General features: G+C 46.0%; 18 protein-coding genes. 17 read left to right on the forward strand and 1 reads right to left on the reverse strand.

Features of this window, described 5'->3' with window-relative positions:
• Positions 1–2 precede the first annotated feature (2 nt).
• The gene (locus ACTNCK_RS00370) at positions 3–440 is read left to right on the forward strand and encodes a GerW family sporulation protein (protein ID WP_441080275.1); all 438 of its coding nucleotides are present in this window, start codon (positions 3–5) and stop codon (positions 438–440) included.
• Between the two features lie 46 nt (positions 441–486).
• Here the strand turns inward: ACTNCK_RS00370 and rpmB are convergent, their stop codons facing one another.
• The gene (rpmB, locus tag ACTNCK_RS00375) at positions 487–672 is read right to left on the reverse strand and encodes a 50S ribosomal protein L28 (RefSeq protein WP_441080276.1); all 186 of its coding nucleotides are present in this window, start codon (positions 670–672) and stop codon (positions 487–489) included.
• Between the two features lie 183 nt (positions 673–855).
• Between rpmB and ACTNCK_RS00380 the strand changes: the two genes are divergently transcribed.
• The 16 genes from ACTNCK_RS00380 to ACTNCK_RS00455 all read left to right on the forward strand — a co-directional run bounded on the left by ACTNCK_RS00380 (position 856) and on the right by ACTNCK_RS00455 (position 14577).
• Complete coding sequence (locus tag ACTNCK_RS00380; protein ID WP_441080278.1) at positions 856–1221, forward strand: Asp23/Gls24 family envelope stress response protein; 366 nt, start codon at positions 856–858, stop codon at positions 1219–1221.
• Positions 1222–1231: 10 nt separating this feature from the next.
• On the forward strand, positions 1232–2869 hold the full coding sequence (locus tag ACTNCK_RS00385) for a DAK2 domain-containing protein (protein WP_441080280.1): 1638 nt from the start codon (positions 1232–1234) through the stop codon (positions 2867–2869).
• Positions 2869–4908, forward strand: a complete 2040-nt coding sequence (gene recG, locus ACTNCK_RS00390) for an ATP-dependent DNA helicase RecG (RefSeq protein WP_441080282.1) — start codon at positions 2869–2871, stop codon at positions 4906–4908. The genes ACTNCK_RS00385 and recG overlap by 1 nt, the downstream gene beginning before the upstream one ends.
• Positions 4909–5251: 343 nt before the next feature.
• Positions 5252–6994 carry an Rqc2 family fibronectin-binding protein gene (locus tag ACTNCK_RS00395; RefSeq protein ID WP_441080284.1) on the forward strand — a complete coding sequence of 581 codons (1743 nt, stop codon included), beginning with the start codon at positions 5252–5254 and terminating at the stop codon, positions 6992–6994.
• A 68-nt stretch (positions 6995–7062) separates the two neighbouring features.
• Entirely contained in the window at positions 7063–7332 is a 270-nt protein-coding gene (locus ACTNCK_RS00400) for an extracellular matrix/biofilm biosynthesis regulator RemA family protein (protein ID WP_441080286.1), read from the forward strand.
• Positions 7319–7963: a guanylate kinase gene (gene gmk, locus ACTNCK_RS00405; protein WP_441080288.1), complete on the forward strand. Its 645-nt coding sequence runs from the start codon at positions 7319–7321 to the stop codon at positions 7961–7963. Before ACTNCK_RS00400 ends, gmk begins: the two co-directional genes overlap by 14 nt.
• Positions 7960–8394 carry a DNA-directed RNA polymerase subunit omega gene (rpoZ, locus tag ACTNCK_RS00410; protein WP_441080289.1) on the forward strand — a complete coding sequence of 145 codons (435 nt, stop codon included), beginning with the start codon at positions 7960–7962 and terminating at the stop codon, positions 8392–8394. The genes gmk and rpoZ overlap by 4 nt, the downstream gene beginning before the upstream one ends.
• Positions 8391–9737 (forward strand): 30S ribosomal protein S12 methylthiotransferase RimO, encoded by a 1347-nt coding sequence (gene rimO / locus ACTNCK_RS00415; protein ID WP_441080291.1) that lies wholly within the window; start codon positions 8391–8393, stop codon positions 9735–9737. The genes rpoZ and rimO overlap by 4 nt, the downstream gene beginning before the upstream one ends.
• Positions 9721–10278, forward strand: a complete 558-nt coding sequence (gene pgsA, locus ACTNCK_RS00420; protein ID WP_441080506.1) for a CDP-diacylglycerol--glycerol-3-phosphate 3-phosphatidyltransferase — start codon at positions 9721–9723, stop codon at positions 10276–10278. The genes rimO and pgsA overlap by 17 nt, the downstream gene beginning before the upstream one ends.
• Complete coding sequence (locus ACTNCK_RS00425; RefSeq protein WP_441080292.1) at positions 10278–10748, forward strand: CinA family protein; 471 nt, start codon at positions 10278–10280, stop codon at positions 10746–10748. Before pgsA ends, ACTNCK_RS00425 begins: the two co-directional genes overlap by 1 nt.
• 10 nt (positions 10749–10758) lie before the next feature.
• Positions 10759–11310: a 16S rRNA (guanine(966)-N(2))-methyltransferase RsmD gene (rsmD, locus tag ACTNCK_RS00430; protein WP_441080294.1), complete on the forward strand. Its 552-nt coding sequence runs from the start codon at positions 10759–10761 to the stop codon at positions 11308–11310.
• Complete coding sequence (gene coaD / locus ACTNCK_RS00435) at positions 11307–11798, forward strand: pantetheine-phosphate adenylyltransferase (protein WP_441080295.1); 492 nt, start codon at positions 11307–11309, stop codon at positions 11796–11798. The genes rsmD and coaD overlap by 4 nt, the downstream gene beginning before the upstream one ends.
• A gap of 2 nt (positions 11799–11800) precedes the next feature.
• On the forward strand, positions 11801–12421 hold the full coding sequence (locus ACTNCK_RS00440; RefSeq protein ID WP_441080296.1) for an ATPase: 621 nt from the start codon (positions 11801–11803) through the stop codon (positions 12419–12421).
• 44 nt (positions 12422–12465) lie between these two features.
• Positions 12466–13143, forward strand: a complete 678-nt coding sequence (locus ACTNCK_RS00445) for an HAD family hydrolase (RefSeq protein ID WP_441080297.1) — start codon at positions 12466–12468, stop codon at positions 13141–13143.
• A complete protein-coding gene (locus ACTNCK_RS00450) occupies positions 13140–14039 on the forward strand; it encodes an RluA family pseudouridine synthase (RefSeq protein WP_441080298.1) in 900 nt (299 codons plus the stop codon). The genes ACTNCK_RS00445 and ACTNCK_RS00450 overlap by 4 nt, the downstream gene beginning before the upstream one ends.
• Entirely contained in the window at positions 14026–14577 is a 552-nt protein-coding gene (locus tag ACTNCK_RS00455) for a Holliday junction resolvase RecU (RefSeq protein WP_441080299.1), read from the forward strand. The genes ACTNCK_RS00450 and ACTNCK_RS00455 overlap by 14 nt, the downstream gene beginning before the upstream one ends.
• Positions 14578–14634 lie beyond the last annotated feature (57 nt).

Here is a 14634-nt window from a genome sequence, read left to right on the forward strand (position 1 = left end):
ATATGACAAGAGATACTTTCAACAATACCGTAAGTTCACTGTTTGAGGGGCTTGATAAGAATTTTTCGACAAAGCAGGTGATCGGCGATCCTGTCGTGGTTGGAGAGACGACTATCATCCCTATAATCGACCTTTCGGTCGGAATGATAAGCGGAGCCTTCAACGGAGAGAAAAATTCCAACAGTGCCGGAGGAATAGGTGTAAAGGCCCGTCCCCAGTCAGTGCTTGTGATCCGCGGGGATTCTGTCAGACTTATGGATATAGGTACCAGGACAGGCATGGACAAGCTTCTCGATCTGCTTCCTGAATTTGTGGATATGATAAAGGGAAAGATGGGATCCGGGAAGGCAGACAGAGAAGAGGAAAAGGAGGCCAGGGAGGCTTGTAAGGAGGAAATCGAGGAAAGGGTAAAAAAGGCTGCTTCAGCTAAAGAAGAGTAACAAAAAAGGAGGTGTCCATTGGACAGCTCCTTTAAGTGGCTCTATATTAAGCTCTCTCCACAGCGCCTGAACGAAGACAGGAAGCGCAGACGTATAATCTCTTCGGAGCACCGTTTACGATGCATTTAACAGACTTAACGTTTGATTTCCAGATTCGGTTCGACCTTCTGTGTGAATGACTCACATTATTTCCGAAGTGAGCGCCCTTGCCACAGACAGCACATTTTGCCATTCTTAGCACCTCCTTATCGAATAATCTACATAAAGGTGTCTTCTTGCGACACAACTATTGTATTCTATCAAATCTAAATACAAAATGCAAGAGGTAATTTTAGCATTTTAACTTTCTTGTTGAAATTTCCGGGGATTTAGATATAATATGAACTAGCTGAAAAAATTTTGAATGGAGGAATTTATGCAGGCACAGGGTCAGATGGAAAATGATCTGGGAAAGATCATAATAGATACCGATGTCATTGCCACCTATGCGGGATCCGTTGCTGTGGAGTGCTTCGGGATAGTAGGCATGGCTGCGGTCAATATGAAGGATGGGCTTGTCAAGCTTCTTAAAAAGGAGTATCTTGGACACGGTATACAGGTTGCTTACAATGACGATGGAAGCATTTCTCTTGATTTTCACTGCATCATAAGCTATGGAGTTTCTATTGCGACTGTAGCAGCAAACCTGCGTGAGACTGTCAAGTACAAGGTCGAGGAGTTCACAGGACTTACAGTGGACAAGATAAATATTTATGTAGAGGGCGTTCGCGTCATCGATTAAGGAGGATACATTGGCTATTAATTCAATTGATGCAGCCCAGTTGTCAAGGATGTTCCTTGCTGGCGCCCGTTATCTTGAGAATCAGAAGGATCATATCAACGAGCTTAACGTTTTTCCGGTCCCGGATGGTGATACCGGCACCAATATGACAGCCACCATCATGTCGGCTGCCCAGGCGGTTTCGGAGATAAAGGATCCGGATATGAAGAGCTTGTCAAAGGCTATTTCCTCTGGCTCGCTAAGAGGAGCAAGAGGCAACTCGGGAGTAATCCTGTCCCAGCTTTTCAGAGGCTTTACAAAGGTTCTTAAGAATGTAGAGAGCCTCGACTCTGCTTCACTTGCAGAGGGCTTCAAGAAAGCTACACAGACTGCATACAGGGCAGTAATGCAGCCTAAGGAGGGTACAATCCTTACAGTTGCAAAGGCGGCAAGCGATGCAGCAGAGACTGCAGCTGCAGAAAGCGATGATCTTCTCGTTATAGGAGCAGGCATTGTCGAGGCGGCGCAGGCAGCGCTTGATTCTACTCCTGAGCTCCTTCCAGTCCTGAAGGAGGCCGGAGTCGTAGACTCTGGCGGAGCCGGACTTGTAGAAGTGCTTAAGGGAGCCTATGATCTTCTTTCCGGCAAGGATATAGATATCACTATAGCTTCTGCATCTGCTGATGGCAGTGCGGATACAGAGCAGGAAGAGAAAAAATACGAATATAGTCTGGCCTTCTCACTTAAGGCTTATCAGAGCTTCGCTGCTGGAGTAGACCAGGAGCTTCTTGCCTATCTTTGCGGCCTTGGTACAGAGGTGAAGCTTTCATCAGACAAGAAGACAATGCACATATCCCTTCTTACCAATGTTCCTGGAAAGGCCTTAAACCACGCCCTTAAGCTTGGAAGTGCATATGACATAAGGATAGATAATCCATCTCTCGATGGAAGTGAGCCTGCGGCAGCTTCTGATACCCATGCAGAGGCAGAGCAGACCACATCTGAGCAGAAGGAGATAGGATTTGTAGCTGTTTCATGCGGAGATGGCCTTGACGGCATCTTTAAGGAGCTTGGATGTGATGTCGTGATCAAGGGTGGTCAGACCATGAACCCTTCGACAGATGATATCCTAAAGGCCTGCGAGCAGGTGAACGCAAGGAATGTGTTTATCCTCCCTAACAATAAGAATATAGTTTTAGCAGCAAGTCAGGCTGCGGATCTGCTTGATGATAAGAAGGCATATGTGATCCCTGCAAAGACTGTTCCTCAGGGCATTACTGCTCTGGTGAACTTCATTCCTGATCAGTCGGTTTTAGATAACCAGAAGAGGATGACAGAGGAGCTTTCAAATGTAAGGAGCGGTGAGATCACCTATTCAGTAAGGGATACATCTATAGACGGCAGGGCCATAAAGGCTGGAGACTATATGGGTATCACGGACGAGGGGATCAAGGCAGTAAGCCCTTCCATAGGAGAGGCTTTTATGGAGATGCTTTCAGTCATGGTGACTCCTGATTCGGCCCTTCTTACTGTATATACAGGTGCTGACGCAAAGGAGGAGGTAACTCGGGAGATCAGTGCCAGGATATCAAAGGAGTATCCTTCTCTCGAGGTCGATTTCCAGACTGGCGGACAGAATGTATATTACTATATAGTAAGTGTTGAGTGATGAAGATATTTGATGATATCACAGCGGTTAAAGGAATAGGAGAAAAGACGGCTGCCCTGTTTAAAAGGGCGGGCGTCTTTTGCGTTTATGATCTGCTGACCTATTATCCTGCCACATATATGACCTACCCGGAAATATCAGACCAGATATTGTTATCAGATAAGACCATGGTCTCTGTCTGCTGTCCGATCAGAAGACTAAGTGAGCGCTATGTGAACAGGAAGCTTATAACTGTTGCGGCTGCATCTGTCGGAGGAGATGATATCTCGCTTGTATGGTTTAATCAGAGATATCTGAAAAGGACTCTTAAGCCTGGATACAGATATGTCTTTTATGGGAAGCTTTCCTGCAGGGCTGGCTCCATAGAGCTCCTGTCTCCCCAGATCTTTTCCAGGGAGGAGTATGGCAGGCTCTCAAACAGGATGCTTCCTGTATATTCCAAGGTCTTAGGGCTTAACGACAAGACTATCCGTAAGGCACTTGTAAATGCTTTTACAGAGATAGAAATAAGTGAGTATCTTCCTGACCATATCCTGAATGAATACGGCCTTATGGACCTGTCATCATCGCTTCATGACATTCATTTTCCCAAAAGCAAAGAGCAGCTTGCTTTGGCCAGAAGAAGGCTTGTTTTCGATGAGTTTTTTCTCTTTCTTCTGCAGCAGAGGCTTGTAAGGCTAAATGAGAGAAAGATAAAGAACCCGCTTCAGGGACTCGATCTTTCTGTTTCTGAGAAGATAGAGGAGGCGCTTCCTTATAAGCTTACTGGCGGACAGAAAGAGGCTATATCCGATGTGATCACTGATCTTACTGGTCCAACTGTCAGCCAGAGGCTTATTCAGGGCGATGTGGGCTGCGGGAAAACGATAGTTGCCTTTATCGCAATGGCAATTATTGCCTCAGGAGGCTATGAGGCTGCCCTTATGGCACCTACAGAGGTACTTGCAAGACAGCATTATAATAAGCTTGCTTCCCTGACCAGGGAGGCAGGTCTTGATATAAGACCTGTCCTTCTTACAGGATCCGTAAAGGGAAAGGCAAGAAAAGAAGCACTTTCTGTAATTGAGGACGGTGGTCCGGTCATAGTGATTGGGACCCATGCGCTTTTTCAGGAAAAGGTCGTTTTCAATAAGCTTGCCCTTGTGATAACCGATGAGCAGCACAGGTTCGGAGTAAAGCAGAGGGAGGCGCTTTCAAAGAAGGGTCAGGCTGTTTTTTCCATAGTGATGAGTGCCACCCCTATACCGCGTACACTCTCTCTTATCCTCTATCAGGGCATGTCGGTTTCTTCGATAAAGGAAAAGCCGTCCCTGCGCCTGCCGCTTAAGAATGCCCTGATAAATGCAGGGCAGAGGGACAGTGCCTATTCATTTATAGTAAAGCAGATAAGAGCGGGTCATCAGGCTATCATTATCTGTCCGCTCGTAGAGGCGTCAGAAAATATAGAAGGTGAAAATGTTTGCGATTATGCAGACAGGATGTCTTCTCTCCTGCCTAATGATATCAGGCTTGGAAGGCTTACAGGTCCTATGGCGCCTGATGAGAAGGATAAGGTCATGGGAGACTTTGCGTCAGGCAGGATAGACCTTCTTATCGCCACTACCGTGATAGAGGTAGGCGTAGATGTGCCGAATGCCACAGTGATAATGATAGAAGACGCCCAGAGGTTTGGCCTGGCCCAGCTGCACCAGCTGAGGGGGCGTGTAGGACGAGGCGATGCCCAGGGATACTGTATCCTTGTCGACAGCTCTGGCTCCAAAACTCCTCCGGCCAGACTAAAGGCCCTGCTCCAGTCCAATGACGGCTTCTATCTGGCTGATGCTGACCTGAGGCTTCGTGGTCCCGGGGATACATTCGGAGTCAGGCAGTCAGGAGAGGCCTCCTTCCGGCTGGGAGATATATATAAGGATGCAGATATCCTAAAGGAAGCTTCCAGGGCCCTTTCTCTTTTAACAGAGGATGGAGCAGACCTAAGCTCGTATCCTAATCTTTCCGAAAGGCTTGATATAAGCAGAAACAGGACCTTTATCAATTTATGATAAAGCGAACCAACGCTATAATAATATTATTATTAAAATATGAGAGTGACATTAGATGGCTCTTATGAGATGATTCTTACAGATACCTTAGCATTATGATCCATGAAAGGAGAATTCTATGAAAAAATCTGTAAGGATCATCCCACTTGCAATGCTGCTTGCCTTTGTTTTCGTCTTTTCAGGAGATATATTATACCTCATAAATAATCTTGTCGTAGAGTAAAATTGATCTGAGACTAAGGCATCTGACCGGCAGAATAGCAGTATTCTGCCGATTTTTTTGCGATTGATTTTAAGGTTAGTATATTTTATAATAAACAGATAAGGCTTGTGGAGGAATATTATGTCGTTTGACGGAATAACTATACATGCTCTTGTAAGGGAACTTGACAGGGCGCTTTCGGATTCGCGTATCACAAAGATAGCCCAGCCACAGCCGGAGGAGCTAATAATAACAGTAAAGAATGGTGGGGAAAAGCATCTTCTTCTTATGAATGCAAATGCTTCCCTGCCGCTTATTTATCTGACACAGGAAAATGAAATCTCGCCGCTCAAGGCGCCGGGATTTCTTATGCTGCTTAGAAAGTATATAGGGAGCGGAGTAATAGAGAAGGTAAGCCAGCCAGGTCTTGAAAGGGTGGTCCGCCTACAGATAAGGCATTTAGATGAGTTGGGTGACCTCGCAAGGAAATATCTCTATATAGAGATAATGGGCAAATACTCCAATATCATCTTTACAGATGACAATGACAGGATAATAGATTCGATAAAAAGAATAGGGGCCAATACCTCAAGTGTCCGTGAGGTTCTGCCAGGAAGGGATTATTTCATACCATCACAGAAGGATAAATACAATCCTTTCGATGTCACAAGGACTATGTTTATAGAGGAGATATTAAGACGGCCAGGAGAGACGGCAAGAGTCATAGCATCGGGACTTGTCGGATTTTCCTCTGTAAGCTCTGTTGAGGTCTGCCTGAGAGCCGGAGTCGATCCATCTGTCTCCCAGGCCTCTCTTACCCAGGACCAGAAAAACGCCCTGTTTGATGCCTTCAGGCAGATCCTTGCAATGATAGATCAGACAGAGCCGTCTCCTGTCATATACTCGGATCCTGTCACGAAAAAGCCGCTTGAGTTTTCGGCCTGGCCTCTGCTTTCATATGAGAATGCCAGCTGTACAAGGTCTTCGTCTGTCAGCCAGATGCTCTATAGCTATTATTCAGCAAAGAACACCTATTCCAATATGAAGCAGCGGTCGGCTGACCTCAGGAAGAATGTGAAGAACCTGCTGGAGAGAGAGTCAAGGAAGCTTAATATTCAGCAGAAGCAGCTTGAAAGCTCAAAGAAGATGGACAAGTATCGTATCTATGGGGAGCTTTTGCATACATATGGATATGAGGCCAAGGAGGGAGATGATTCAATAGAGGTAATAAACTATTATGATAATAAGCCTCTTAAGATCCCTCTCGACCCGAAGAAGCCTGTTATGGAGTGTGCAAATGATTATTTCAAAAGATATGAGAAGCTTAAGCGTACAAAAGAGGCAGTTAGTCTGCAGATAGAGGATACAAGAAAGAATATAGACGAGCTTGATTCTGTCCTTACCTCTCTTGATATGGCTGAGGATGAGGGGGATCTGTCAGAGATAAGGCATGAGCTTTCAGACTACGGTTTTCTAAGGAAAAGCTCACATTCCAAGAAGGAAAAGGCCCTGAAGGCAAAGCCCCTTCATTTCGTGACGGATGATGGTGCTGATATCTATGTCGGAAAGAATAATTATCAGAATGAATATGTGACCTTCAAGCTTGCAAAGCCGCTCGACTGGTGGTTCCATGCAAAGAATATGCCAGGCTCCCATGTCATAATAAAGACGGATGGAGGGGAACCATCAGACAGGGACTTTGAGATAGCCGCCCAGATAGCAGCCTATTATTCCAAGGGAAGGGACAATGACAAGACAGAGATCGACTATGTGAAAAGGAAGGAGGTCATGAAGTCTCCGGGCAAGGCTAAGGGATTTGTGATCTACCATACCAATTATTCCATGACAGTCCATCCTGAGGTCAGCGGGGTGAGAAAGGCCTGAAATCTTTTTTGACATAAGCTGTCTTTAGGCTTATAATATATTAGATTACGTTCTGACAGGAGGTAAAGGTGCAGCTGATAAATATAGGATATGGAAACCTGGTCAGCTCTGACCGCATTCTCTGTATAGTTTCGCCAAAGTCGGCTCCGATCAGCAGACTTGTAAAGAAGGCTAAGGAGGACGGCAGTCTGGTCGATGCCAGTGAGGGCAGGAAGACCAAGGGAGTCATTATAGCTGACAATGGCAGCGTCATCCTCTCAGCTCTTACTCCTGTGACGATCGAGGGAAGGATGCATAACGAAAAGACAGACGAGGAAACAGAAAATGGCAGTAAGTAAAGGACTTGTGGTGGTGCTTTCCGGCTTTTCGGGAGCAGGTAAGGGAACTATTATGAAGCATCTTCTGAATAAGTATCCCGGAAGATATCATCTTTCCATCTCAGTGACCACCAGGGAGAAGAGACAGGGAGAGGAAGAAGGAAGAGAGTATTTCTTCAAGACACGCGAGGAATTTGACCGGATGGTCAGGGATGATGAATTCCTTGAGCACGCTACCTTTAACGGCAATTCCTACGGTACGCCCAAGGCATATGTGAAGCAGCTTGTCGATCAGGGCAAGGACGTGATCCTTGAGATCGAGGTAAATGGAGCCCTGCAGGTGAAGAAGATCTTTCCTGACGCTCTTCTTTTGTTTGTGACACCTCCGTCAGCAAAGGAGCTTAAAAACCGTCTGGTAGGAAGAGGGACTGAAACCGATCAGGTAGTAGCCCAGAGACTTTCCATATCGTCAAAGGAATCCCTTCTGATGCCGTCCTATGATTATCTAGTGGTTAATGACAGGATAGAGGACAGTGTCGAGAGGGTTCATCAGATAATAGAGAGCGCGCATTATGCGACAAAATATAATGGTGAGAGAATAGCCGAGCTGCAGGAAGAACTCAAGGCTTTTTCGAAAGGAGATAATAAATGATACATCCATCCTATGTGGAACTGATGAAGGTAGTTAACGAGGGAACTGACGTCGGAGAAGAGCCAGTCGTAAACAGCCGTTATTCGATAGTCTGCGCTACCGCAAAAAGAGCCAGACAGCTGATCGACGGAAAGCGCCCGCTTATTGACCCCAGGCCTAAGGAAAAGCCTCTTTCGGTTGCGGTAAATGAGCTCTATACAGGACAGCTGCGTATCCTTACGGATGATGAGGCATCCGATATGGCCTTAAAAGAGGCAGAACTAAAGGAGCAGGTAGCCGAGCGCCTAAGAGAGGCAAAGGCTGCTGCAGAGGCCTCAAAGAAGGAAGAGGAGGCTGCAGCTCTTGCTGATGAGCCCGATGAGGAAGCAGAGGCAGAGGATATTGATGGCGTTTTGGATAATACCTCTGATGATCAGGAAAACAACGAATGAAAAAGCTCTTTTTTGTTTCTTTAGGATGTGACAAGAATCTCGTTGATGCAGAGCATATGCTCTCTCTTCTTCATGCTGACGGATACCAGATCACAGAGGATGAGACAGAGGCAGATGTAATAATAGTAAATACCTGCTGCTTCATAGAGGATGCTGCTCAGGAAAGCGTTGATACTATCCTTGAGATGGCATCTCTTAAGGAAAACGGAAATCTGAAGGCGCTTATAGTCACAGGATGTCTTGCAACGAGGTATTCAAAGGACATTGGTGTGGAGATACCTGAGGTGGACGGAGTCGTAGGGGCGAGCTCCTATGATGAGGTAAAGGAGGTCCTTGACAGGGTACTTGCAGGCGAGGAACATGTGGACTGTGAGGATGATATCTCACGTACTCCTGTTGACAATGGTCGTATCCTTACAACGGGCGGGTATTATGCCTATCTGAAGATCGCTGAGGGCTGTGACAAGAACTGCTCATACTGTATCATCCCGAAGATCCGCGGCCATTACAGATCTTTCCCGATGGAAAAGCTTCTTGCTGAGGCTAAGGAACTTGTAGATAAGGGAGTAAGGGAGCTGATCCTTGTAGCCCAGGAGACCACTCTTTATGGCAGCGATCTCTATGGGAAGAAAAGCCTTCCTGAGCTTCTTCACAGGCTTTCTCAGATAAAGGGACTTGCCTGGATCAGGCTCCTTTACGCATATCCTGAGGAGATAGATGATCAGCTTATAGAAGAGATGGCTTCAAACCCCAAGGTCCTCCACTACATTGATATGCCTATCCAGCATTCGGATGACTATATCCTTGGCAGGATGGGCCGTCGCACCAAAAGGGCGGATATAGTGGATGTGATAGGGAAGCTGAGGGCAGCCATGCCTGATATATGCTTACGGACCACCCTTATCTGCGGATTTCCCGGAGAGACCGAGCAGATGCATCAGAACCAGATGGATTTCATCAGGGAGATGAGATTTGACAGATTAGGCGCTTTCCCATATTCCAGAGAAAAGGGGACAGTAGCCTATGATATGACGCCACAGGTTTTGGAGGTCACCAAACAGCTGTGGTATGATCAGACTATGCGCGTCCAGCAGGAGATCACATTCGAGAAGAATAAGGAACTGATCGGAAGAACCCTTGATGTATTTATAGAGGGTGAGATACCTGATGACCGCGTCTATGTGGGACGGACATACAGGGATGCTCCGGATGTGGACGGATATGTGTTCATGGACAGGGACCGCCAGAGAATGAGCGGCGATCTGGTCAGGGTCCGCATCACTAAAACAAAGGATTATGATCTGATTGGAGAGATAATAGATGAAGATGAATCTGCCGAATAAGCTTACAACTCTCAGGATGTTCCTGGTACCTGTATTTGCAGTGGTATTTCTGGCAGGAGGAGCAGATAATGATCTGACAAGGATAATTTCCTGTATCATTTTCTGCGCTGCGAGCCTGACAGATATGCTTGATGGAAAGATAGCCCGCAAGTACAATCTGATAACTGATTATGGTAAATTCATGGATCCTCTTGCTGACAAGCTGCTTGTATGCACTGCCATGATTTGCCTTATGAGCTTCGGGCAGCTTCCGGCATGGGTGCTGATAATCATAATAGCAAGAGAATTCATAATAAGCGGCTTCCGTCTGGTTGCAGCAGACAATGGAGTGGTCATAGCCGCAAGCTACTGGGGTAAGTTCAAGACTGTATTCCAGATGGCAATGGTCATAGTCATGCTGCTTAGGATAAGGGTAGAGCCATTTGCCATGTTCTTTAAGGTGCTTGAGACCCTGCTTATGTATATAGCAGTGATCCTTACAGTGGTTTCCCTGATTGACTACCTTGTTAAGAACAGGGGCGTTCTTAAGGAGCAGAAATAATGCTTTATGCTGATGTTTTGGGAAAGCTTCTTATCGCAAAGGGCATAACTGTAACTACAGCGGAATCTGCCACTGCCGGCATGATCGCCTCTTGTCTTGGCGATATTTCCGGCATCAGCTCATGCATGAGAGAGGCCTATGTCACCTATTGCGACGAGGCAAAGGAAAGAATCCTCGGGGTAAGGAAGGAAACAATAGACACCTGCAGCGTATACAGCCATCAGGTAGCGGCTGAGATGGCAGAGGGAGCCAGAAGAGTAAGTGGAGCTGATCTGGCTCTTTCTGTAACAGGAATTGCAGGACCGGGAGGAGGAAGCCCTGACCAGCCGGTTGGTCTGGTCTATATAGGCGGCTCCTACAGGGATATTACTATCACCAGAAAATATATCTTTTCCGGAGACAGGAAAAGGATCAGACGCAAGGCAGCTATCGAGGCCATGCGTCTTGGTATATCCCTGATATCACGATAAGGAGACTAATATGAGAGTTATTGCAGGAAGCGCCAGAAGTGTCCCTCTAATGACACCAGAGGGCTTTGAAACCCGTCCTACCCAGGACCGTATCAAGGAAACGCTTTTCAATATGATACAGCTGGAGGTTCCCGGATGCAGGTTTTTAGACCTCTTTGCGGGGAGCGGACAGATAGGCATCGAGGCCTTAAGCCGTGGTGCAAGACATGCGGTGCTTGTTGATTCTGACAAGAAGTGTGCAGGCTGCATCAGGGCAAATCTGGCCAAGACAAAGCTTTCCGACAAGGCGACCTTTATACAGAAGCAGATACCTGCTGCACTTTTCCAGGTCAGGAACGAGGGACCATTTGATATAATATTTATGGATCCGCCTTACTTCGTCCACAATGAGGAAGAGGTGCTTAAGGGAATAGCTGACAACGAGCTGCTGTCTGATCAGGGTATAGTGATTATAGAAATGGAGAAGGACAGGAACCTTACCTTTATCGAAGACTCGGGCTTTATAGTAAGAAGAGTAAAGCAGTATAAGACCAATCAACACGTGTTTCTGGAGAAAAAATGAAGATAGCAATCTATCCGGGCAGCTTTGATCCTGTCACGCTTGGGCATCTTGATATCATAAGGCGTTCGGCAGCAATGTTTGATAAGCTTATTGTAGCTGTACTTAATAACTCTGCCAAGAAATCGCTTTTTTCCGTTGAGGAAAGGGTTTCTATGATAGAAGAGGTGACAAGGGATATTCCAAACGTAGAGGCGGACTCCTTTGACGGTCTGATGGTTGACTATGCAGCAAAGGTAGGAGCTACAGTGGTAATAAGAGGCTTAAGGGCTGTGACAGATTTTGAGTACGAGCTGCAGATAGCCCAGACCAACAGAGTCGAGAATCCTGATATCGATACGGTATTTCTTACTACATCATTGAAATATTCTTATCTTTCGTCTACAATAGTAAAGGAATTCGCCTCTTACGGCGCTGACATTGAGAAATTTGTACCTGAAGCAATAGTTCCGCTGGTACTTTCGAAGTACCAGGTAGGACAGGAGAAATGACTATGGCAAGCGAAATAGAAGATATAATCGACAGCATTGAAGATTTCATAGAGGAATGTAAGCCGGCTGTTTTTTCAAGCGGCAAGATAACTGTAGACAGGGATCAGATGGAGAGCCTGTTAGAGGAGCTTAGGTCCAGGACTCCTGTCGAGATCAAGCAGTATCAGAGAGTCCTTAAGAATAAGGATGCGATCATCGAGCAGGCAAGAAAGCAGGCTGACGCTATAATAGCTGAGGCCAAGGCCAAGTCCAATCAGATGATGAGTGAGAATGAGATCATGCAACAGGCCTATGCCAAGGCAAATGAGGTTGTAGGCATAGCAAAGAAGGACGCTGATGAAATTCTTACCAAGGCGACAGAGGATGCCAACAGCATAAGGCTTTCATCTCTTAGGTATTCAGATCAGCTGATGAGCGACATAGGAAACGTTCTTCAGTCTGCTATAGATACGACCCAGACCGGAATGGGCAATTATCTGAATACTATGAAGAAGTATCTGGAAACTATAAATGTAAACAGAAGCCAGATCTCGGTTTCACTAAAGCCGGAGGATATCCAGCAGGGTCCTGCTATCAAAGACCAGGCCGCTGACAATGGATCAGAAGAAAAGAAGGTTCAGTAATAGGTGAAAAAGGGATATTATCCCTTTTTCACTGTTTTTGTTTTATGATAAGAAAAGAGAAGGAAAAACTGAAATTAAAGGAAGACATCACGACAGTCCTCTTTGATCTCGATGGTACACTTGTGGATTCCATGTGGATGTGGCCGGATATAGACAGGGAATTCCTTAAGGAAAGAGGATATGATGTGCCAGATGGGCTTAAGGCTGATCTGGACGGCCTTTCCATGTCTGAGGATGCAGTCTACTTCAAGACCCATTTCGATCTGAAGGAGTCAGAGGAAGAGCTTATAGACATCTGGAATAATATGGCTCTAAGGCATTATCAGGAGGATGTGAGACTCCAGCCCGGAGCAGCGGAGTTTCTCGATTTCATAAAGGGACGAGGAATAAAGGCCGGAGTGGTAACGAGTAATTCAAGAGTGCTGGCTTTGGCTGCACTTCAGTCAAATGATGTGATGGAATATTTCGGAACTATAGTAACATCTGAGGATGTGATCCATGGTAAGCCTGATCCTGAAGGGTATCTTACCGCAGCAGGAAAACTCAGATCTACTCCGGATCAGTGCATGGTATTCGAGGATCTTCCTGCTGGGCTTATTGCTGCGAATTCGGCAGGAATGCTTACTGCTGCCTTTGATGATGATTATTCAAGGCCATACCTCGATCAGAAATCGGAGCTTTGCGACCTTATGATAAATGATTACAGGGACCTGATCGGATGAAGGAGATAAGAGTAGCAGAGAGCTTTAGCGACTCCCGTCTTGACAAGTATCTGATCAGGCTTCTCCCATCTGCCTCGGCCGGATTCATTTACAAGATGCTCCGTAAGAAGAATATCACTCTGAATGGAAAAAAGGCATCCGGAAGGGAACTGCTTAGAGACGGAGATCTGATAAGGATATTTTTTTCTGACGAGACCTTTGAGAAGTTTTCGAGGAAGGAGCAGATATGCTCCTCTGAGGGTGTCCTGCTGGCGGAGACAGACATACTCTATCAGGATAAGGACATTATGGCAGTCCACAAGCCTGCCGGGCTTTTGTCCCAGTCCAACAGGCCTGGAGGCGACTGTCTTAATGCGCGTATCATTTCTTATCTTGCTTCAGAAGGTGAGTTATCGTCTGATTTTACTCCATCTATAGTAAACAGGCTGGATGCGGCGACAAGCGGAATCGTCCTTTTCGGAAAGACCTATCATGGAGTGAGGCTTCTTACAGAGATGATCCGCGAGAGAAGGATAGTAAAGACCTATAAGTGTATCTGCCATAAGACATTTGAAGAGAAAGTGACTGTCACTTCATATCTTAAGGAGCTTTCCGGAAACAGGGTGTCTGTTACAGCAGAAAGGACAGACGGCAGCAAAAGGATAATCACTGAATTCATACCTGAAAAAAGGCTTTGTGGCTACACTTTGCTTACAGTGATACTTCATACAGGAAGGAAGCATCAGATCAGGGCCCAGCTGGCTGCCCTTGGATTTCCTGTCGCAGGAGATTCCAAATACGGACATGATAGCGGACGGCTTTATCTACATGCTTATTCTGTTGAAATACCAGGGATAGGACAGATAGTGGATCTGCTTCCAGAGGAATTCGGGAGGTTTATAAATGCCCACCTTTAATTCACGCGGACTAAGAGGCTCGTCACTTGAAGAGTGTGTAAATCATACAAATGAGACGCTACGGTCAGAGGGCCTGGCTCTGATCCAGAAAATCCCGACTCCTATAACTCCGGTAGATATAGATAAGGAAAGCAGGCAGATAAGACTTGCTTATTTCGATAAGAAAAGTACAGTCGACTATATAGGAGCGGTACAGGGAATACCGGTCTGCTTTGACGCAAAGGAATGCAATACTGATTCCTTTCCCCTTCATAATATCCATGAGCATCAGATGACCTTTATGGAGGACTTTGAGAGACAGGACGGTATAGCCTTTTTCCTGATATTTTTCAGCAAGAGGGAGATGTATTACTATATGCGCTTCGAGGAGGCTCTTACATTCTGGAACAGAGGAAGAAGCGGAGGCAGGAAAAGCGTTCCCATAAATGAGCTTAGCAGGGATTTTTTCTTCTCGTCCTCGAATGGATATTTTCTTCCCTATCTTGATATGATAAATCAGGACCTTGACGTGAGGAGACAGATGGAAGGTGCGACTTGACAAACAGAGAATATTTCTATATAATTCTATCTTGTGCTAATACGTTACTATACTAAA

This window comes from Candidatus Weimeria sp. HCP3S3_B5 (assembly GCF_052064335.1).
Lineage (GTDB): Bacteria > Bacillota > Clostridia > Lachnospirales > Lachnospiraceae > Weimeria.

What these genes read in the sequence shown, in the direction of transcription:
- coaD (WP_441080295.1), top strand. Translation starts at nt 11,307, where the DNA reads ATGAAGATAGCAATCTATCCGGGCAGCTTTGATCCTGTCACGCTTGGG.
- ACTNCK_RS00455 (WP_441080299.1), top strand. Translation starts at nt 14,026, where the DNA reads ATGCCCACCTTTAATTCACGCGGACTAAGAGGCTCGTCACTTGAAGAG.
- ACTNCK_RS00370 (WP_441080275.1), top strand. Translation starts at nt 3, where the DNA reads ATGACAAGAGATACTTTCAACAATACCGTAAGTTCACTGTTTGAGGGG.
- recG (WP_441080282.1), top strand. Translation starts at nt 2,869, where the DNA reads ATGAAGATATTTGATGATATCACAGCGGTTAAAGGAATAGGAGAAAAG.
- gmk (WP_441080288.1), top strand. Translation starts at nt 7,319, where the DNA reads ATGGCAGTAAGTAAAGGACTTGTGGTGGTGCTTTCCGGCTTTTCGGGA.
- ACTNCK_RS00440 (WP_441080296.1), top strand. Translation starts at nt 11,801, where the DNA reads ATGGCAAGCGAAATAGAAGATATAATCGACAGCATTGAAGATTTCATA.
- rpoZ (WP_441080289.1), top strand. Translation starts at nt 7,960, where the DNA reads ATGATACATCCATCCTATGTGGAACTGATGAAGGTAGTTAACGAGGGA.
- rpmB (WP_441080276.1), bottom strand. Translation starts at nt 672, where the DNA reads ATGGCAAAATGTGCTGTCTGTGGCAAGGGCGCTCACTTCGGAAATAAT.
- ACTNCK_RS00450 (WP_441080298.1), top strand. Translation starts at nt 13,140, where the DNA reads ATGAAGGAGATAAGAGTAGCAGAGAGCTTTAGCGACTCCCGTCTTGAC.
- rimO (WP_441080291.1), top strand. Translation starts at nt 8,391, where the DNA reads ATGAAAAAGCTCTTTTTTGTTTCTTTAGGATGTGACAAGAATCTCGTT.
- pgsA (WP_441080506.1), top strand. Translation starts at nt 9,721, where the DNA reads ATGAATCTGCCGAATAAGCTTACAACTCTCAGGATGTTCCTGGTACCT.
- rsmD (WP_441080294.1), top strand. Translation starts at nt 10,759, where the DNA reads ATGAGAGTTATTGCAGGAAGCGCCAGAAGTGTCCCTCTAATGACACCA.
- ACTNCK_RS00425 (WP_441080292.1), top strand. Translation starts at nt 10,278, where the DNA reads ATGCTTTATGCTGATGTTTTGGGAAAGCTTCTTATCGCAAAGGGCATA.
- ACTNCK_RS00445 (WP_441080297.1), top strand. Translation starts at nt 12,466, where the DNA reads ATGATAAGAAAAGAGAAGGAAAAACTGAAATTAAAGGAAGACATCACG.
- ACTNCK_RS00395 (WP_441080284.1), top strand. Translation starts at nt 5,252, where the DNA reads ATGTCGTTTGACGGAATAACTATACATGCTCTTGTAAGGGAACTTGAC.
- ACTNCK_RS00380 (WP_441080278.1), top strand. Translation starts at nt 856, where the DNA reads ATGCAGGCACAGGGTCAGATGGAAAATGATCTGGGAAAGATCATAATA.